We start from the raw sequence: 18,602 nt of genomic DNA, 5'->3' as shown, positions 1-18,602 counted from the left end.
CATAACCATTCTTCAGGTATGGATTCGTTTTTATAACATCTAAGCGCAGAAAAGTAAGTGCAGCAACCGCTTTAGTCTACAGTTCCCACCGATTTCGCAAAAAAATAGCCCGACAGGGGGTGTCGGGCTATTTTTACGTCAGTTTGCGCTGCTCAGCGCATGATTTTGTCGCCGCGCGACAATCCGACAACGCCGGAGCGGGCAACCTCAACAATACGGGCCACATCGCGCAGCGACGCTAAAAACGCATCCAGCTTGTCGCTAGTTCCCGCCAATTGAACGGTATAGATAGACGGCGTGACGTCGATAATTTGCCCGCGGAAGATTTCCGTATTGCGCTTTACCTCATCGCGCCCATAGCCGCTGGCCTGGACCTTCACCAGCATAATCTCGCGCTCTACGTGCGCGCCTTGCCCGAGTTCGTTAACGCGCAGCACGTCCACCAGCTTGTGCAGCTGCTTTTCTATCTGCTCAATCGCTTTCTCATCGCCAACGGTCTGAATCGTCATTCTGGATAACGTCGGATCGTCCGTCGGCGCTACCGTCAGGCTTTCAATATTATAACCGCGCTGTGAAAAGAGGCCGATCACGCGGGATAAAGCGCCCGATTCGTTCTCCAGTAATACTGATAATATCCGGCGCATAATCAGGTCCTCTCCGTTTTGCTCAGCCACATCTCGTCCATACCGCCGCCACGAATCTGCATGGGGTATACATGCTCACTGCCGTCAACCGTGACATCGACAAAAACCAGTCGATTGTTACGCACCTGCTCCAGCGCCTCGGCTAGCTTCGCTTCCAGCTCCTGCGGGTCGCTAATACGAATTCCCACATGGCCGTAGGCTTCCGCTACGCGAGCAAAATCGGGCAATGACTCCATATAGGACTGCGAATGACGGCCAGAATAGAGCATATCCTGCCACTGCTTCACCATCCCGAGATAGCGGTTATTAAGGTTCAGCACCAGTACCGGCAGCTCGTACTGCAGCGCGGTAGAAAGCTCCTGAATATTCATCTGGATACTGCCGTCGCCGGTCACGCAAATCACCGTTTCTTCCGGCAGCGCCATCTTCACGCCCAGCGCGGCAGGAAGACCAAATCCCATGGTCCCCAGACCACCAGAGTTAATCCAACGCCGCGGTTTGTCGAAAGGATAATAAAGCGCCGCGAACATCTGATGCTGACCAACATCTGACGTCACGTACGCATCGCCGTGAGTCAGCCGCCAGATGGTTTCAATTACCGCCTGCGGTTTAATCTTGCCGCTTTGCGTGTCGTATTGCAGGCAGTGACGCGCGCGCCACTGTTCAATCTGCTGCCACCAGTCACGGATTTCATCCAGCGGCTGCTGGGTCTCCTCGTGTTCGAGCAGCTCCAGCATCTGTTCCAGCACCAGGCGGGCGTCGCCAACGATAGGCACGTCGGCAGGCACCGTCTTAGATATTGAAGTGGGATCGATATCGATATGCAGTACCGTCGCGTTCGGACAGTACCTGGCCAGATTATTCGTCGTACGATCGTCGAAGCGCACGCCAACGGCGAAAATCACGTCGGAATTGTGCATGGTCATGTTGGCTTCATAAGTGCCATGCATGCCCAGCATCCCCAGCGCCTGCTGATGCGATGCCGGAAAGGCGCCGAGCCCCATCAGCGAAGACGCCACCGGCAGCTTCAGCTTCTCAACCAGTGTATACAGCTGCGGTTCACATTGGGCGTTAATCGCCCCGCCGCCGACATAAACCACCGGTTTTTTTGCCGAAACCAGCGTCTGTAACGCGCGTTTAATTTGCCCTTTATGGCCCGACGTTGTCGGGTTATACGAGCGCATGCTAACCGTATCCGGCCAAACGTACGGCAGCTTTTTGGCCGGATTGAGGATATCTTTCGGTAAATCGACGACAACCGGGCCGGGACGCCCGCTGGCCGCCAGCCAAAAGGCTTTTTTCAGCACGCCAGGAATATCTTCGGTTTGCTTAACCAGGAAGCTGTGTTTGACCACCGGTCGGGAGATACCCACCATGTCGCATTCCTGGAACGCATCGTAGCCGATTAAGGAGGTCGCGACCTGACCGGAAAGAATCACCAACGGAATGGAATCCATATAAGCCGTCGCAATACCGGTTATCGCGTTAGTCGCCCCCGGACCGGAGGTGACCAGCACCACTCCAACTTCGCCGGTTGCGCGGGCAAGGCCATCCGCCATGTGAACGGCAGCTTGCTCATGGCGGACCAGAACGTGATCGATACCGCCCAGGGTGTGTAACGCATCATAAATATCGAGGACAGCGCCCCCGGGATAACCGAATACCTGCTTGACGCCCTGATCGACCAGCGACTGGACGACCATCTCGGCTCCTGACAACATCTCCATGGTTTGCCTCCCGGCTTATTGTTTTTAACGACAGCGGAATCCGATTTCCGCGCGCTCGCACATGACGAAGCGCAATGGCTTCGTAGTGAGGTGAATAGACTGCATGGCGTTACCATAACTGCTCGCTAACGGGCAGGCAATTGGCGACTGTCGGCACATAAGAGGCATTAAAAGGATAAAAGAAAGGTTCGCAGGTAAAACACGGTGAAAAACTTCGGAGATAAGAAAATATGATAGTCAATACTCGGGGAAAATAACCAACTACAGCAAATCATCCATTTTTTAACGGACAGCGCCGGGAGCGGACAATCGCAAACAGAATAAAATTCTACGTTTAGTGATTTTTGTCACACAAAGCAGGAGCCGAAGCCCCCGTTTGTATTGCGACCGTTTATCGCTGGCAGATATTGACCAGCAATTCTTCCATCCACTGATGGCCTTTATCGCGGCCTGCCGCTTCATGCCAGGAAAGATAGCAGGTACGGCTATTCACTTTCAGCGGCAAAGGTAATATTTGCAAATCCAGCTTATCGGCAAACTCGCTGGCTAACCAGCGTGGCGCGATAGCAACCATGTTGGTCTGGGAAACCACATTTAATACGCTAACCATCGCGTTCCCCTGATAAGCAATACGCGATTGTTTATCCGCAGTGTCATACCATGGCTGGCTAAATGAAGCGTATCGTTCGAGAGCGACAACCGCGTGCTCCTCCTGATAAATATCATTTTCCATCATTGGGCCAGAAATACGCGGATGTTTCCGGCTCGCCACCAGCACCATTTCATCTTTAAATAAAGGCACGCAGGCAAACTCAGGGCGACGAAACTCTTCATAGCCAATAACGAATTCAATTTCCTGATAACGTAATTGATGTTCCGTGTTTTGATTCAATGCCGATTTAAAGACCAAATGAATGTTGGGCGCAATCTCACCAACTTTATTGAAAATAACCGAAGTCAATGCGTTATCCAGCGGGCTGCAAACGCATAAATTAAACACCCGCTCGCTGCTAAGCGGCTCAAAGCCCGAGCCCGGCAATTCGTTCTGCACTAATTGCAATGCCTGCCGCACAGAACCAAAAAGCTGATAAGCACGTGCCGTTGGCTGGATGCCGCGTCCATAACGAACAAACAGCTCATCATTAAACATCACTTTCAGTCTTGATACGGCATTGCTGACCGCCGGCTGCGACATTCCCAGGGAATGTGCCGCACGAGTGATATTTTGTTCCTGCATGACCGCATCGAATACGGTTAGCAGATTGAGGTCGACCATCCGCAGCTGAGGTTTGGTGTTTTCTACCTCAGAGGTTGGTTTATATTCAGTATCTTCTTTTAACATATTTAACTCCACTGTCACGCTAAATTCCCTTTGCCAAAGTGCAGTAATTAATTCTGAAATATCATTTATCATGCATATGACATTTGCAAAAGAGCAAAGATGAATTTTAGGAATATATCAAGGTTATGAGTGGCGACGAAAAATCTGCAGCCGAACGGACCCGCAACCCCCCTAAATATATTGTTTACTTGATAAAACCAAGTGTACCCATAAATATTAAAAATAAACAATAACAGCAGCGATTAATTATAATTTAAGCACTATTACAATATCGATTTAAGCTGCCCTTAACATTCACATTTCATTATCATTGATAATTCCCCCTTACAAACTTGGACGCATTCAGCAAACAAATAATCCCAGCCATTTCATTAAGATATGATTCCAGCCAAGCGCCCTATCCTTGTGGCTTTCAGCGAAAATAAAAATTATCAAATGGTGAAATTATCTCAACATGCCGCGGCACCCTAAAAAAGATCATCGGTAAAAAAGCGCGATTGTCAGCACAATTAGCTAATTCATCTCTCAGGTAAAAAGGCCTTTTCTTCACCCAAGGGTTGACATCAAACCCCATATCCAGTAACTCTAAAAGCATAACGATTTCATCTGGAGCATGACGCAATGATTCGCAGCATTCGCTTTCTCAGCCTACTACTACTAAACGCATCCATTTTGCGCGGTAGGCTGTTGGGCGACGTTCATCGTTAAGTCATCTTCCAGCAAGACTATAAAACCCGCGCCAATGCGCGGGTTTTTTTATGCTCGCAAGCAAGGCGCCAGGACAGAGAACAAGGATCTAAACCATGAGCCAGCAAGTCATTATTTTCGATACGACCTTACGCGACGGTGAACAAGCGTTACAAGCCAGCCTGAGCGTGAAAGAAAAACTGCAGATTGCTATGGCCCTTGAGCGGATGGGCGTTGACGTGATGGAAGTTGGTTTTCCTGTCTCATCCCCTGGCGACTTTGAGTCCGTACAAACCATTGCGCGCACAATCAAAAACAGCCGCGTTTGCGCGCTGGCCCGCTGCGTAGAAAAAGATATCGACGTCGCGGCGGAATCATTAAAAGTCGCAGAGGCGTTCCGTATTCACACCTTTATTGCCACCTCTCCGATGCATATCGCGACCAAGCTGCGCAGTAACCTGGACGAGGTTATCGAACGGGCGATCTATATGGTGAAACGCGCACGTAACTACACTGACGATGTCGAGTTTTCCTGTGAAGACGCTGGCCGTACGCCGATCGCCGATCTGGCTCGCGTCGTTGAAGCCGCCATTAATGCAGGCGCAACGACCATCAATATTCCGGATACCGTTGGCTACACCATGCCTTTCGAATTCGCCAACATTATCACCGGTCTGTACGAACACGTCCCCAATATCGACAAAGCCATTATCTCCGTCCATACCCATGACGACCTGGGTATCGCGGTCGGTAACGCCCTCGCAGCGGTCCACGCAGGCGCTCGTCAGGTGGAAGGTGCGATGAACGGTATCGGCGAACGCGCCGGTAACTGCTCGCTGGAAGAGGTGATCATGGCCATCAAAGTGCGCAAAGACATTATGAATGTGCACACCCGCATTAATCACCAGGAAATCTGGCGTACCAGCCAGACCGTGAGCCAGATCTGCAATATGCCGATCCCTGCCAACAAAGCTATCGTCGGAACCGGCGCTTTTGCCCACTCTTCCGGTATTCACCAGGACGGCGTGCTGAAGAATCGCGAAAACTACGAAATCATGACGCCGGAATCTATCGGGCTGAACCAGGTACAGCTGAACCTGACTTCCCGCTCCGGTCGCGCTGCGGTGAAACATCGTATGGAAGAGATGGGCTATAAAGAAACCGACTACAACATGGACCATTTGTATGATGCGTTCCTGAAGCTGGCGGATAAGAAGGGCCAGGTGTTTGACTATGACCTGGAGGCGTTAGCTTTCATTAACAAACAGCAGGAAGAACCGGAGCATTTCCGCCTCGATTACTTCAGCGTGCAGTCCGGTTCCAGCGATATAGCAACCGCGTCCGTGAAGCTGGCCTGCGGCGATGAGACAAAGTCTGAGGCCGCCAACGGTAACGGACCGGTGGACGCCATTTATCAAGCCATTAACCGCATCACCGGCTATGAGATTGAGCTGGTTAAATATGACCTGAATGCTAAAGGCCAGGGTAAAGACGCGCTGGGTCAGGTTGACATCGTGGCTAATTACAACGGCCGCCGTTTCCACGGCGTTGGTCTGGCGACGGATATCGTGGAATCGTCCGCGAAAGCCATGGTTCACGTCCTGAACAACATCTGGCGCGCCGCTGAAGTCGAAAAAGAGTTGCAACGCAAAGCTCAGAATAAAGAGAACAATAAGGAAACCGTGTAATGTCGAAGAATTACCATATTGCTGTTTTACCAGGTGATGGTATTGGCCCGGAAGTGATGAACCAGGCGATGAAAGTACTGGAAGCCGTTCGCCACCGTTTTGATATGAGCATTACCACCAGCCAGCATGACGTGGGCGGTATCGCCATTGACCGTCAGGGCACCCCGCTGCCGCAGACTACCGTCGAAGCCTGCGAGCAGGCCGACGCGATTCTGTTCGGCTCCGTTGGCGGACCGAAATGGGAGCATCTGCCGCCCGCGGAACAGCCGGAGCGCGGAGCGCTGCTGCCTCTGCGTAAGCACTTCAAATTATTCAGCAACCTGCGTCCGGCTAAGCTGTACCAGGGTCTGGAAGAATTCTGTCCGCTGCGCGCCGATATCGCCGCCAACGGCTTTGATATTTTATGCGTCCGCGAGCTGACGGGCGGCATCTACTTCGGCCAGCCGAAAGGCCGCGAAGGCAGCGGCCAGCACGAGAAAGCGTTTGATACCGAGGTGTATCATCGCTTTGAGATTGAGCGTATCGCCCATATCGCCTTCGAGTCCGCCCGCAAGCGTCGCCACAAAGTGACCTCAATTGATAAAGCAAACGTGCTGCAGTCTTCTATTCTGTGGCGTGAAATCGTCAGCGAAATCAGCAAACAGTATCCTGACGTTGAGCTGTCGCATATGTATATCGACAACGCCACCATGCAGATGATTAAAGATCCGTCCCAGTTCGACGTTCTGCTGTGTTCCAACCTTTTCGGCGACATTCTGTCTGACGAATGCGCCATGATCACCGGTTCAATGGGGATGCTGCCGTCCGCCAGCCTCAACGAGCAGGGCTTCGGCTTATATGAGCCCGCAGGCGGCTCCGCGCCGGACATCGCCGGTAAGAACATCGCTAACCCGATCGCGCAGATCCTCTCGCTGGCGCTGCTGCTGCGCTACAGCCTGGATGCCGATAGCGCGGCAACAGCGATTGAAAATGCGATCAACCGTGCATTAGAAGAAGGCGTGCGTACCGGCGATTTAGCGCGCGGCGCGGCGGCGGTCAGTACCGATGAAATGGGCGATATCATTGCCCGCTATGTCGCTGAAGGGGTGTAATCATGGCGAAGACGTTATACGAAAAGTTGTTTGATGCTCACGTAGTTTATGAAGCGCAAAACGAAACCCCGCTGCTGTACATTGACCGTCATCTGGTTCACGAAGTGACCTCGCCGCAGGCGTTTGACGGCCTGCGCGCGCATAAACGCCCGGTGCGTCAGCCGGGTAAAACCTTCGCCACGATGGATCACAACGTTTCGACGCAGACGAAAGACATCAATGCGTCCGGCGAGATGGCGCGTATCCAGATGCAGGAGTTAATTAAAAACTGCAAAGAGTTCGGCGTTGAGCTGTATGACCTGAACCACCCTTTCCAGGGGATCGTCCACGTGATGGGGCCGGAACAGGGCGTCACCCTGCCGGGTATGACCATCGTCTGCGGGGACTCCCACACGGCAACCCATGGCGCATTCGGCGCGCTGGCCTTCGGTATAGGCACCTCTGAAGTCGAGCACGTTCTGGCGACACAGACCCTGAAGCAGGGTCGCGCTAAAACCATGAAGATCGAAGTCAAAGGCAAAGCCGCGCCGGGTATCACTGCCAAAGATATCGTCCTGGCGATTATCGGTAAAACCGGCAGCGCTGGCGGGACCGGTCACGTCGTGGAGTTCTGCGGTGAAGCCATTCGCGATTTAAGCATGGAAGGCCGTATGACCCTGTGTAATATGGCTATCGAAATGGGGGCTAAAGCGGGCCTGGTGGCGCCGGACCAGACCACATTTGATTACGTCAAAGGCCGTCTGCACGCGCCGAAAGGCGAAGATTTTGCCGACGCCGTCGCTTACTGGAAAACCCTGACCACCGACGATGGCGCAACGTTTGACAGCGTTGTCACCCTGCAGGCGGAAGAGATTGCCCCGCAGGTCACCTGGGGCACTAACCCAGGCCAGGTGATCTCCGTTACCGACATCATTCCGGATCCGGCCTCATTCTCCGACCCGGTAGAACGCGCGAGCGCCGAGAAAGCGCTGGCCTATATGGGGCTGAAATCTGGCGTGCCGTTAACCGAAGTCGCCATTGATAAAGTCTTTATCGGTTCCTGCACCAACTCACGTATCGAAGACTTACGCGCGGCGGCCGAGATCGCTAAAGGCCGCAAAGTCGCGCCGGGCGTTCAGGCGCTGGTCGTACCGGGTTCCGGTCCGGTGAAAGCGCAGGCTGAAGCAGAAGGCCTGGATAAAATCTTTATTGAAGCCGGTTTTGAGTGGCGTTTACCCGGCTGCTCCATGTGCCTGGCGATGAACAACGACCGTCTTAATCCGGGCGAGCGCTGCGCCTCCACCAGCAATCGTAACTTTGAAGGCCGTCAGGGCCGCGGCGGACGCACTCACCTGGTTAGTCCGGCAATGGCAGCCGCGGCGGCCGTGACCGGTCATTTCGCCGATATCCGTAGCTTGAAATAAGGAAACCATCATGGCAGAGAAATTTACCCAACATACCGGCCTGGTGGTTCCGCTGGACGCCGCGAACGTCGATACCGATGCAATCATTCCAAAGCAGTTTCTGCAGAAAGTTACGCGTACCGGTTTTGGCGCCCATCTGTTTAACGACTGGCGCTTCCTGGACGATAAAGGCGAACAGCCTAATCCGGAATTCGTGCTGAACTTCCCGGAGTATAAAGGCGCCTCTATCCTGCTGGCGCGGGAAAACTTCGGCTGCGGCTCTTCGCGCGAGCACGCGCCGTGGGCGCTGACCGATTACGGCTTTAAAGTCGTTATCGCCCCCAGCTTCGCCGATATCTTCTACGGCAACAGCTTTAACAATCAGCTGCTGCCGGTCACGCTGAGCGAAGCGCAGGTCGATGAGCTGTTTAATCTGGTCCACTCTCGGCCCGGCATTAAATTTGAAGTCGATCTGGAAGCCGGGGTGGTTAAAGCTGGCGATAAATCCTACAGCTTTAAAATTGAGGCTTTCCGCCGTCACTGCATGCTTAACGGCCTGGACAGCATCGGCCTGACTCTGCAGCACGAAGAAGCTATTTCAGCCTATGAGCAAAAACTACCGGCCTTTATGAATTAAGGCGAACCGCAGCTAATAACCCAGCCCGAACTTCGCTTCGGGCTTTTTTTCATCGGGCAAAAATGAGATCTGGCGCACATATATCATTTTTGGTCGCCCTGTCAGAACAAATTTTTATCCGTAAAAAATATAAATCATTATCAATTGGGCATCTATTCAATCATTCCCCCACTCTTTTTGTGTCATTCCACAAGTACAAGTAAAAAATCGATTGAAATATTTAAGATAAAACCATGAATATGTAAATTGATTGTTAATCCCATAGAATCCCGCTATAGCTCCGCGCAAAAAAAAGCATTATTTTTCTATTAAACGCCTCGTTATCTTTCCCCACAGAGAAATATTAACTTTGGACAGGCCAGAATCGCCGTATCGCGGCCATCGGGCATCCAGTGGAGAGAGCATATGAGCCACTATCCCCATCTTTTTTCCCCGTTGACCATTAACGGGATGACAATAAAAAACCGCATCATCATGCCGCCAATGGGGACCAACCTGGCGAGTCTGAACGGTGAAGTCACCCAGGAACAGATTGACTACTATGAGCTACGGGCGCGGGGCGGCACAGGACTCATCACTATCGAGAATATTTGTATCGATTTTCCTTTCGCCTCTAACGGCACAACGCAGCTGCGTATCGATAACGATCAATATATTCCGCGCCTGTTCAAATTAACCGAAACCTTACATAAACACGGCGCCTGCGTCAGTATTCAATTAAACCACGCTGGCGCGTCGGCCTATGCGTATCGCCTGAACGGTGAAATGCCGCTTTCTTCTTCAAGCACCCCATCCAAAAAGAACGGTAATATTCCCCGCCCGATGACGCACGACGAGATTTATCATGCCGTCGATAAATTTGGTGATGCCGCGGAACGCGTACGCCGCGCGGGATTCGACTGCGTGGAAATTCACGCCGGCCACTCTTATTTAATTAGCCAGTTTTTATCACCGCTGTTTAATAAGCGCACCGATGAATTTGGCGGTAGCGTAGAGAATCGCGCCAGAGTATTAACCTTAATCGTCGATAAGGTACGCGCCTGCGTAGGTCCGCGTTTCCCGGTCAGCCTGCGTATTAGCGCCGATGATTTCCTGGAGGGCGGGAATACGCTTGAAGATTCACTGCGGATCCTCGAACTGTGCCAGGAAAAAGTGGATATTATCAACGTCTCCGCGGCGCAAAACGACAACCTGAATTTCCAGATTGACCAGATGTCTCTGGAAGATGGCTGGAAGCGCTACCTCTCCCGCGCGGTACGTGACAAGTTCCACAAACCCACGGTGATTGCCGGCAACATCCGTACCCCGAAAGTCGCAGAAGATATTATCGCCAGCGGCGATGCCGACCTGATTGCCATCGGTCGCGGACTGATCGCCGAGCCGGAGTGGGTGCAAAAAGTTCAGAGCGGTAACGAACGTTTGATGCGGAAATGCATCTCCTGCAACATTGGCTGCGCGGATCACCGCATTGCCCGCTCGCGCCCTCTGCGCTGTTCGATCAACCCGGACATCATCCACGGCGACGCTTACAAACAGCAGCGCGTGATCCGTGATACCAACGTTGTGGTTATCGGCGCGGGTACGGCGGGGATGGAAGCCGCCTGCACCGCAGCTGAAGTCGGCTGCCATACCTGGCTGCTGGAAGAGAAACACAGCATCGGCGGGCTGGCCAGCGAGATCTCCCTGCTGCCGGAGAAAAAGCGTATCGCTGATTTTCCGCAGTTTATGAAAAACCGTATCGCCTCCCTCGATAACCTGATGCTTCAGGTCGGCAAGCGCGCCACCGTGGCGTCCGTTTCCGCTTTGCGCCCGAATTTAATCGTCAACGCCACCGGCTCAGTTCCCCTGCTGCCGCCGATTGAAGGGCTGCGCGAGAACATCGACGTCGAAGGCGGCAACGTCTTCTCCATTACCAACATGATTCATCATCTGGACCAGTTTGCCGATGCCACGGGTAAACGCATCGCCGTCGTCGGCGCGGGCGCCGTGGGTCTGGACGTTATTGAATACTTCTCCGCGCGCGGTGCCAGCGCCGTGCTTATCGAGATGCAGGACGCGCCGGGACGCGACCTGGACATCATTACTAAAAATGCCATGTTGACCATGCTCGATGAACATCACGTGGAACAGCACATGCGTACGCAGCTGGTTGCCGTCACCCCAACGCATTTCACCGTTAAAAATGCGGATGGCGCCTTCAACATTCCTTTTGATTACGGCTTCGTCTGTCTGGGAATGCGCGCCAACACCGCCGGTCTCAATGAGATTGAGCAATGGGCCAGAGCCAATAACGTAAAAATAATGAACATCGGCGACAGCCTGATGGCCCGGCGAATTATTGATGGCGTGCGCGAAGGGCGCAACGTGCTGGATACCCTCGAAGATATGGGGGCTCTCGGCAACCGCGAATCGACAAAAATTCCATTTCTAACATATTGAGGATTTTATCATGGCAGAACGTATTACCGGACATACCGAGCTGATTGGCCTGATTGCGACCCCGATTCGTCACAGCATGTCGCCAACCATGCATAACGAAGCTTTTGCTCATCTGGGGCTGGACTATGTTTACCTGGCGTTCGAAGTCGGTAACGAAGAGCTGAAAGACGTGGTACAGGGCTTTCGCGCGTTAAAACTGCGCGGCTGTAACGTCTCGATGCCGAACAAAACGGAGATTTGCCAGTATCTGGACAAACTCTCTCCGGCTGCAGAGCTGGTTGGCGCGGTGAATACCGTGGTGAACGACAATGGCGTACTGACCGGCCATATCACCGATGGCACCGGATATATGCGCGCTCTTAAAGAAGCGGGCATCGACATTATCGGCAAAAAAATGACCGTGCTGGGCGCTGGCGGAGCAGCAACCGCACTCTGCGTCCAGGCCGCGCTGGACGGCGTCAAAGAGATCTCCATCTTCAACCGCAAAGATAAGTTCTTCGCCAACGCAGAACAGACCGTCGCTAAAATCCGTAACAACACCAACTGCGCGATCCACCTGTTTGATCTGGACGATCATGACAAACTGCGCGCCGAGATCGACAGCAGCGTCATTCTTACTAATGCGACCGGTGTTGGCATGAAACCGTTTGAAGGCCAGATGCTGCTGCCTGACGACAGCTTCCTGCGCCCGGACCTGATCGTATCTGACGTGGTCTATAACCCGCGCAAAACCTATCTGCTGGAAGTGGCCGAGAAAAAAGGCTGCCGCACCATCAACGGTCTGGGGATGATGCTCTGGCAAGGCGCGCGCGCTTTTGAAATCTGGACAGGCAAAGAAATGCCGGTTGAACACATCAAAAGTATCCTGTTCTAAGGATGGGCGCGATGAAAAATCCATATGTCCCAACGGCAGCTGGGCTCTATCTTAACTACCTGATCCATGGCATGGGGGTATTATTAATTACCCTCAATATGGCGAATTTACAGACGCAATGGGGAACCGACGCTGCCGGCGTCTCCATCGTCATTTCGTCGCTCGGGATCGGTAAGCTCGCCACAATCGTCACAGGATTCCTGTCCGACCGTTTTGGCCGTAAACCCTTTATCTATCTCGGCATCGCCAGCTATCTGGTGTTTTTCCTCGGTATTTTACTGACGAAAAACATTTATATGGCCTACTTCTTCGGCATTATGGCCGGTCTGGCAAACAGCTTCCTCGATTCCGGAACCTATCCGGCGTTGATGGAGTCTTTCCCTAACTCCGCCAGCCGGGCAAATGTGCTGATCAAAGCCTTCGTCTCTGCCGGACAGTTCCTGCTGCCGTTCATTATCAGCCTGCTGATTTGGGCGAATATGTGGTACGGATGGTCGTTTATTATTGCCGCGGCATTGATGCTCCTGAGCGCTATCTACCTGATAAAAATGCCGTTCCCGGACCATCGGGCGAAAAAAGAGAGCGCAGAAAAATCGTCGGCCGCCGCCGCTGCCCCACAGGCGGACTCCAGCAAACTGGATATGGTTATCTTTACCCTGTACGGCTATATCGGTATGGCGACGTTTTATCTGGTCAGCCAGTGGCTAGCGCAGTACGGCGAGTTCGTTGCCGGTATCCCGCATGAGTCAGCCATTAAACTGCTGAGCGTCTATACTGCGGGTTCCCTGACGTGCGTATTCGTCACCGCCGCCTTTGTTAAAGAGGTATTTAGTTCAGCCGTCGCCATGATCGTCTACACCTTCCTGTCGATGATTTCATTGCTGATCGTTTGCCTGTTCCCGACGCCAATGGTGGTTACCGGCTTCGCCTTTATCATCGGATTCTCCGCCGCCGGCGGCGTACTGCAGATAGGCGCGACCATTATGGCCATGAGCTTCCCGAACGGGAAAGGCAAAGCCACCGGGATCTTTTATACCGCAGGCAGTCTGGCCAGCTTTACGATCCCGTTGATCACCGCAAAACTGTCGAAGATGGGTATCGCCAGCATTATGTGGTTTGATCTTCTGATCGCTATCGTCGGCTTTGTGATCGCCCTGTACATCGGTTATCGTCAGCTTCAGGTTCGCGCCGCTGCAAGAACATCCCATGTTGCAGCAACCGCCTGATGGTCAATGACAAAAAGAATAATGGATACCAACATGACTCAAGCAATAACAGTAAAAAACATCACCTTCCAGGAAGGGGAAACCTTAATCTGCGTACCGCTGATCGGCAAAACGCTTGCCGAACTGCAGACTAACGCACGCGAGCTGGCTACCGCCGGAGCCGATATTATCGAATGGCGCGTCGATCACTTCACCCAGGTCAGAGAAACTGAGCAGGTTCTGCTGGCGCTGGGCGAAATTCGCCAGTTGCTGAAAGAGATGCCTCTGCTGTTTACCTTCCGCAGCAAAAAAGAGGGGGGCGAAACGGAAATCAGCGATGAAGCCTACTTTGAGCTAAATCGCCGGGTGGCCGTTAGCGGTCTGACCGACGTGATTGATATCGAGCTGTTCAACGACGAAGCGCAAATTCGCTCGCTGGTGAGCGATGCCCACGCTGCGGGCGTCAAAGTTATCATGAGCAATCATGATTTCCATAAAACGCCGGCTCAGGAAGATATCATCTACCGCCTGCGCCGCATGCAGGATCTTGGCGCCGATCTGCCGAAGATCGCGGTCATGCCGCAGTCGCCGCAGGATGTCCTGACCCTGCTCTCGGCAACCCTGACGATGAAAGAGAAGTACGCGACTCGGCCGTTAATCACCATGTCGATGGGTAAATCCGGCGGCGTGAGCCGGGTAACCGGCCGTTTGTTCGGTTCAGCAATGACCTTCGGTACCGTCGGCCAGGCTTCTGCGCCAGGGCAAATCGCCATTACCCAACTGCGTGAACTGATGGATATTCTTTCCTGATAAAACATCGCCCGGGGGTCACCCTCCGGGCGATGTTGCTAGCGGATTTTTTGGCTGTCATTAATAATGACATCTTTAAATGACTGAATAGCGGGAGAAAGTACCCGTTCTTTCATCGTTGCCAGGTAGATATAACGTGGTGGAATCGCATTTTTGATCGTCATGATATGCACGTTGTAATACGAGAGTGCGGAAATTCGCGGCATAATCGCAATCCCATAATCAATACTGACCAGCCCCGCCATCGCCGTATCCTCATCAACGTAGCAGGCAATATCCGGGACCAGCTTTTGCTGCATAAACACGTTATCAATAAAAGGGCGAAGACCGCTATTTTCCGAAAAATAGATGTAGGGATAGTGGATTGTCTCCACCAGGTCGACTTCATTTTCATAGAGTCTGGCCAGAGGATGATCTTTCGCCGTCACCACCACTAATTCTTGCTGAATAATAGGAATAAAATCGATATCTGGTTCATCTGCAATATAAGAACAAATAGCCAGATCGCTTTTCCCGGCCTTGAGTTCCTGCAGAAGCGTTAACGACGTGCCCTGCGTAAAGGAAAATGTCACATTGTGACGAGATGGTGAAAGTGAATACTTATTAATTAACTGCGGAACAACATACTCCCCCATGGTATAAATAAACGCAATGCGTATATTTTCTTTGTTCTCTGCGCTATTTTTTTGCAACGTCATGCGGCCATTTTCTAACGAGGCCAGCGCATCTTCCACGTAGGGAAGAAATCGCTTACCGTTCTGCGTAATCTTGATATTGCGCCCTTGCCTGGCGAATAGCGCCACGCCCAGCTCTTTCTCCAGTTCAGATATGGCATGGCTCAGCGAGGGTTGAGTGATAAAAAGGCTGGAGGCTGCTTCAGTGTAGTGCTCGGTTTCTGCCAGCCGCTTAAAATAATAAAGTTGCTTTAGGTTCATTATTTTTGCTCGTATAATATAAGAATAAAACTAATGACCTAATATACCATACAAGCCATCTATGATGAGCCAAAAGGGAGAAATACCGGAGTTATATCAAATATTGTTTACGTAGCAAAGCGTGACTTCTCATCGATAGAGTCAATACTTAATTAGAATATTTCTGCATGCATAAATACATGCAAAAATATTTTAAACTTTAAAGGAAATTACTATGAGGACGATCGATGCTCAGGAACGGCCGATTTTGCCGTCGGCCACGCAGAAGCGAACTAAAACGCGAATTGTAATTTTAATGTTACTATCGATAGGGACGATGATAAATTATCTCGATCGTACTATTTTAGGTATTGTTGCTCCCAAGTTAACAAGCGAAATACATATTGACCCAGCGATGATGGGGATCGTTTTTTCTGCTTTCGCCTGGACCTACGCGCTGGCACAAATTCCTGGCGGGATGTTTTTAGATCGCTTTGGTAATAAACTGACCTACGCGCTTTCTATTTTCTTCTGGTCAACCTTTACCTTATTACAAAGCTTTTCTGTCGGGCTAAAGTCTCTGCTGCTGCTGCGTTTAGGCTTAGGTATCAGCGAAGCCCCCTGCTTCCCGGTTAATAGCCGAGTCGTCAGTAAATGGTTTCCCCAGCATGAACGCGCCCGCGCGACGGCAACTTACACCGTCGGTGAATATATTGGTCTGGCCGCATTCTCCCCGCTACTTTTTTTAATTCTTGAACATCATGGCTGGCGAACGTTGTTTATTCTGACCGGCGGACTGGGCATCGCGTTTACTTTTGTATGGTGGAGGTTTTATCACGAACCGCATCAATCAACAACGGCAAATAAAGCAGAACTGGAGTATATCGGCGTAGAAAATACGGCTGCCGCCAATGAAAACATCCCTTTCAACTGGCCTGATGCGAAACGTTTACTGTGCTGCCGACAAATCATTGGCGCTAGCCTTGGGCAATTTGCCGGTAACACCACGCTGGTATTCTTCCTGACATGGTTCCCGACTTATCTGGCCAACGAGCGCCACTTACCGTGGCTGCACGTGGGTTTCTTCGCCTCCTGGCCGTTCCTGGCCGCCGCTATCGGGATATTTTTCGGCGGCTGGACATCCGATAGAATATTAAAGAAAACCCGTTCGGTTAATATTAGCAGGAAGCTGCCGATTATTTCAGGGCTGCTACTTTCGAGCAGCATCATCCTTGCAAACTGGGTCGACAGCAATACCGCGGTGATTATTATTATGTCGATCGCATTTTTTGGTCAGGGGATGGTTGGCCTGGGCTGGACGCTTATCTCTGATATCGCCCCAAAAAATATGGCCGGGCTTACCGGTGGCATTTTTAACTTCTGTGCGAATATGGCATCAATTATTGCCCCTTTAATTATAGGGGTCATCATATCCATGACCGGTAATTTTTTCTACGCGCTGATTTATATCGGTTTAACCGCGCTGGTTGGCGTTATCGCTTATATTTTTATTATCGGCGATATAAAAAGAATTGAATTGAAATAACCGCCCCAGACATTGCCCCGGCAGGATACCGGGGCAATGAAAACGCTTAGATATCTTTCACCCTGCTGGTCATAAACAGCGTCACCAGAGAAATCGCAGCAATCGTCCAGTAGACGCTGGCGTGCCCATAGCTTTGCGACAGCGCCCCCTGAATGACCCCGGCCAGAATGACTCCGGTGGAAATACTGTTGGTAAACAGCGTCGTCGCGGCCCCCGCCCTTCCTGGCATCAGATCCTGAAACCACAGCATGCCAATCCCGGCCACAATGCCGATAAAGACGGCATTAAACAGCTGTAAAATCAGCAGCGCAACGCGGTCGTGAAACAGAATCAGACCAATATAAAACAGCACGCCCGCCGCAACCGCCGTCACCATCATATTGCGTTTGCCCCAGCGCTTAACGTAGTAGCCCGCCAGAATCATCGCCGGGATCTCCAGCCCAGCAGCGGTGCCCATCAGGATCCCAGCAAGGCTGTCGGGAAGACCAAGATCGCTGCTGATCCATAAAGGCATATCAATGATATACATGGTATTGCAGGTCCACATCAGCGTGGAAGCGATAAACAGCATCCGTACGTTTTTATCGTGCCACCCTCCGGCCTGCACCAACACTTCGGCCCCTTCCGAGGGTTGTTCAACGCGGGCGACCGACGGTAGCTTAAAAGCGATCAGCACCAGGCTAATAACAAAGATCCCGGCGGCAATGGAGAACATGGTGGTGAAGCCATAATTCAGCGCCAGCATAAACGCCAGCGGTGGGCCAATGACCCACGCCAGCGAGAGCTGCGCGCGCATTATCGAACTGAACATCACCACTTCGCGCGCCGAGCTATCGGCATATTCCCGCGCCAGAGCGAAGAGTTGCGGCATCGCGGCATTCGCCACGGAGGCCAGCATAACCCCGCAGGTTATCAGCGTCAGATAGTGGCGATTGAACGCAAACAGCAGCGCGTTTCCCACCGCCATCAGGCAGCAAAACATTATCAGCCGTCGACGATCGCCCCGACTATCGGAGCGTTTAGCCAGCGCCAGGCTGACCAGAATCCCGGCAATGGCGTTAACGGTATAGAACAGCCCCACCCAGAAAGGCTGCGCACCGACTTCGCGGCTAAGAAATAAGCTGAGCGTCGGCGCCTGCAGCGCGCCTGCGATCCCCATCATGAAAGCGACAAGCATAAAAGCGGCGTAAACGCCGTTAAGCCGACGCCCCATCGTCATTAACCACAGCATGAAATATCCTTAAACACGCGAAGAAGAAAACGAAAAAAGCCAGCAGAAGTTTTCTGCTGGCGGGTGATTCTATACTCTATGGATTTCGAGTTGCGGGCAGGCGGCCAGAACGTAAGTCCCTGGGAACATAGATAACTATGTGACCTGGGCGAGCGGGCGCAGCCAACGCACCTGCAGCTTGAAAGACGACGAGTATAACACCAATACTCAGTCACACATGATGTCTGCAAGTCAATGTTCAGAGGTCTGCGACGTAACTCCCCACTGCATCAGTTCACCGAGAATTTCCTGCTGTCTTCCTGCCATCAGGCGGGCCAGCCAGGACGCATCCTGCGTCGCAGAAAAGTAGCGTTGGTAGAACTGTTTTGCAGTTGACCTCATCATA

16 protein-coding genes are annotated in these 18,602 nt (G+C 52.1%); 10 read left to right on the top strand and 6 right to left on the bottom strand.

Annotation, left to right across the window (positions count from 1 at the left end; translation table 11 throughout):
• Positions 1 to 152: 152 nt before the first annotated feature.
• From ilvN to leuO, 3 genes are all read right to left on the bottom strand, one after another.
• On the bottom strand, positions 153 to 644 hold the full coding sequence (ilvN, locus tag IYV58_RS04390) for an acetolactate synthase small subunit (RefSeq protein ID WP_004098573.1): 492 nt from the start codon (positions 642 to 644) through the stop codon (positions 153 to 155).
• Between the two features lie 2 nt (positions 645 to 646).
• Complete coding sequence (gene ilvI / locus IYV58_RS04385; RefSeq protein ID WP_004128929.1) at positions 647 to 2,371, bottom strand: acetolactate synthase 3 large subunit; 1,725 nt, start codon at positions 2,369 to 2,371, stop codon at positions 647 to 649.
• A gap of 391 nt (positions 2,372 to 2,762) precedes the next feature.
• On the bottom strand, positions 2,763 to 3,731 hold the full coding sequence (leuO, locus tag IYV58_RS04380) for a transcriptional regulator LeuO (RefSeq protein WP_195729691.1): 969 nt from the start codon (positions 3,729 to 3,731) through the stop codon (positions 2,763 to 2,765).
• Positions 3,732 to 4,334: 603 nt separating this feature from the next.
• Between leuO and leuL the strand changes: the two genes are divergently transcribed.
• From leuL to aroD, 9 genes are all read left to right on the top strand, one after another.
• On the top strand, positions 4,335 to 4,421 hold the full coding sequence (gene leuL, locus IYV58_RS28580; RefSeq protein ID WP_009654551.1) for a leu operon leader peptide: 87 nt from the start codon (positions 4,335 to 4,337) through the stop codon (positions 4,419 to 4,421).
• Between the two features lie 95 nt (positions 4,422 to 4,516).
• Complete coding sequence (leuA, locus tag IYV58_RS04370) at positions 4,517 to 6,088, top strand: 2-isopropylmalate synthase (RefSeq protein ID WP_049114385.1); 1,572 nt, start codon at positions 4,517 to 4,519, stop codon at positions 6,086 to 6,088.
• Complete coding sequence (leuB, locus tag IYV58_RS04365) at positions 6,088 to 7,179, top strand: 3-isopropylmalate dehydrogenase (RefSeq protein ID WP_142471709.1); 1,092 nt, start codon at positions 6,088 to 6,090, stop codon at positions 7,177 to 7,179. Before leuA ends, leuB begins: the two co-directional genes overlap by 1 nt.
• A gap of 2 nt (positions 7,180 to 7,181) precedes the next feature.
• Complete coding sequence (gene leuC / locus IYV58_RS04360; RefSeq protein WP_004128917.1) at positions 7,182 to 8,582, top strand: 3-isopropylmalate dehydratase large subunit; 1,401 nt, start codon at positions 7,182 to 7,184, stop codon at positions 8,580 to 8,582.
• Between the two features lie 10 nt (positions 8,583 to 8,592).
• On the top strand, positions 8,593 to 9,198 hold the full coding sequence (gene leuD, locus IYV58_RS04355; protein WP_112166662.1) for a 3-isopropylmalate dehydratase small subunit: 606 nt from the start codon (positions 8,593 to 8,595) through the stop codon (positions 9,196 to 9,198).
• Positions 9,199 to 9,603: 405 nt separating this feature from the next.
• Positions 9,604 to 11,637, top strand: coding sequence for an oxidoreductase (locus IYV58_RS04350; protein ID WP_004128911.1), 2,034 nt, complete (start codon positions 9,604 to 9,606; stop codon positions 11,635 to 11,637).
• A gap of 10 nt (positions 11,638 to 11,647) precedes the next feature.
• Entirely contained in the window at positions 11,648 to 12,511 is an 864-nt protein-coding gene (locus IYV58_RS04345) for a shikimate dehydrogenase (protein WP_004128908.1), read from the top strand.
• 11 nt (positions 12,512 to 12,522) lie between these two features.
• Positions 12,523 to 13,737: an MFS transporter gene (locus IYV58_RS04340; protein ID WP_139529291.1), complete on the top strand. Its 1,215-nt coding sequence runs from the start codon at positions 12,523 to 12,525 to the stop codon at positions 13,735 to 13,737.
• 33 nt (positions 13,738 to 13,770) lie between these two features.
• Entirely contained in the window at positions 13,771 to 14,526 is a 756-nt protein-coding gene (gene aroD / locus IYV58_RS04335) for a type I 3-dehydroquinate dehydratase (protein WP_195729445.1), read from the top strand.
• A 38-nt stretch (positions 14,527 to 14,564) separates the two neighbouring features.
• On the opposite strand, the gene IYV58_RS04330 is transcribed toward aroD, so the two are convergent.
• Positions 14,565 to 15,461: a LysR family transcriptional regulator gene (locus tag IYV58_RS04330; RefSeq protein ID WP_004128887.1), complete on the bottom strand. Its 897-nt coding sequence runs from the start codon at positions 15,459 to 15,461 to the stop codon at positions 14,565 to 14,567.
• A 214-nt stretch (positions 15,462 to 15,675) separates the two neighbouring features.
• Here IYV58_RS04330 and IYV58_RS04325 point away from each other — a divergent pair, with 214 nt between their 5' ends.
• The gene (locus IYV58_RS04325; protein WP_004128885.1) at positions 15,676 to 16,986 is read left to right on the top strand and encodes an MFS transporter; all 1,311 of its coding nucleotides are present in this window, start codon (positions 15,676 to 15,678) and stop codon (positions 16,984 to 16,986) included.
• A gap of 46 nt (positions 16,987 to 17,032) precedes the next feature.
• On the opposite strand, the gene IYV58_RS04320 is transcribed toward IYV58_RS04325, so the two are convergent.
• The gene (locus tag IYV58_RS04320) at positions 17,033 to 18,217 is read right to left on the bottom strand and encodes a sugar efflux transporter (RefSeq protein ID WP_049123176.1); all 1,185 of its coding nucleotides are present in this window, start codon (positions 18,215 to 18,217) and stop codon (positions 17,033 to 17,035) included.
• A gap of 231 nt (positions 18,218 to 18,448) precedes the next feature.
• Positions 18,449 to 18,601, bottom strand: coding sequence for a glucose uptake inhibitor SgrT (sgrT, locus tag IYV58_RS04315; protein WP_004128878.1), 153 nt, complete (start codon positions 18,599 to 18,601; stop codon positions 18,449 to 18,451).
• Between the last annotated feature and the right edge of the window lies 1 nt (position 18,602).

This window comes from Klebsiella sp. BDA134-6 (assembly GCF_015601345.1).
Classification (GTDB): Bacteria; Pseudomonadota; Gammaproteobacteria; order Enterobacterales; family Enterobacteriaceae; genus Klebsiella; species Klebsiella grimontii.
The sequence above is the reverse complement of the archived record's forward strand: the minus strand, read 5'-3'. Positions and strand labels throughout refer to the sequence as shown.

Excerpts from the sequence above, each read along its gene's own strand:
- ilvN (WP_004098573.1), bottom strand. The coding sequence starts at position 644 with ATGCGCCGGATATTATCAGTATTACTGGAGAACGAATCGGGCGCTTTA.
- ilvI (WP_004128929.1), bottom strand. The coding sequence starts at position 2,371 with ATGGAGATGTTGTCAGGAGCCGAGATGGTCGTCCAGTCGCTGGTCGAT.
- leuL (WP_009654551.1), top strand. The coding sequence starts at position 4,335 with ATGATTCGCAGCATTCGCTTTCTCAGCCTACTACTACTAAACGCATCC.
- leuA (WP_049114385.1), top strand. The coding sequence starts at position 4,517 with ATGAGCCAGCAAGTCATTATTTTCGATACGACCTTACGCGACGGTGAA.
- leuB (WP_142471709.1), top strand. The coding sequence starts at position 6,088 with ATGTCGAAGAATTACCATATTGCTGTTTTACCAGGTGATGGTATTGGC.
- leuC (WP_004128917.1), top strand. The coding sequence starts at position 7,182 with ATGGCGAAGACGTTATACGAAAAGTTGTTTGATGCTCACGTAGTTTAT.
- leuD (WP_112166662.1), top strand. The coding sequence starts at position 8,593 with ATGGCAGAGAAATTTACCCAACATACCGGCCTGGTGGTTCCGCTGGAC.
- IYV58_RS04350 (WP_004128911.1), top strand. The coding sequence starts at position 9,604 with ATGAGCCACTATCCCCATCTTTTTTCCCCGTTGACCATTAACGGGATG.
- IYV58_RS04345 (WP_004128908.1), top strand. The coding sequence starts at position 11,648 with ATGGCAGAACGTATTACCGGACATACCGAGCTGATTGGCCTGATTGCG.
- IYV58_RS04340 (WP_139529291.1), top strand. The coding sequence starts at position 12,523 with ATGAAAAATCCATATGTCCCAACGGCAGCTGGGCTCTATCTTAACTAC.
- aroD (WP_195729445.1), top strand. The coding sequence starts at position 13,771 with ATGACTCAAGCAATAACAGTAAAAAACATCACCTTCCAGGAAGGGGAA.
- IYV58_RS04330 (WP_004128887.1), bottom strand. The coding sequence starts at position 15,461 with ATGAACCTAAAGCAACTTTATTATTTTAAGCGGCTGGCAGAAACCGAG.
- IYV58_RS04325 (WP_004128885.1), top strand. The coding sequence starts at position 15,676 with ATGAGGACGATCGATGCTCAGGAACGGCCGATTTTGCCGTCGGCCACG.
- IYV58_RS04320 (WP_049123176.1), bottom strand. The coding sequence starts at position 18,217 with ATGCTGTGGTTAATGACGATGGGGCGTCGGCTTAACGGCGTTTACGCC.
- sgrT (WP_004128878.1), bottom strand. The coding sequence starts at position 18,601 with ATGATGAGGTCAACTGCAAAACAGTTCTACCAACGCTACTTTTCTGCG.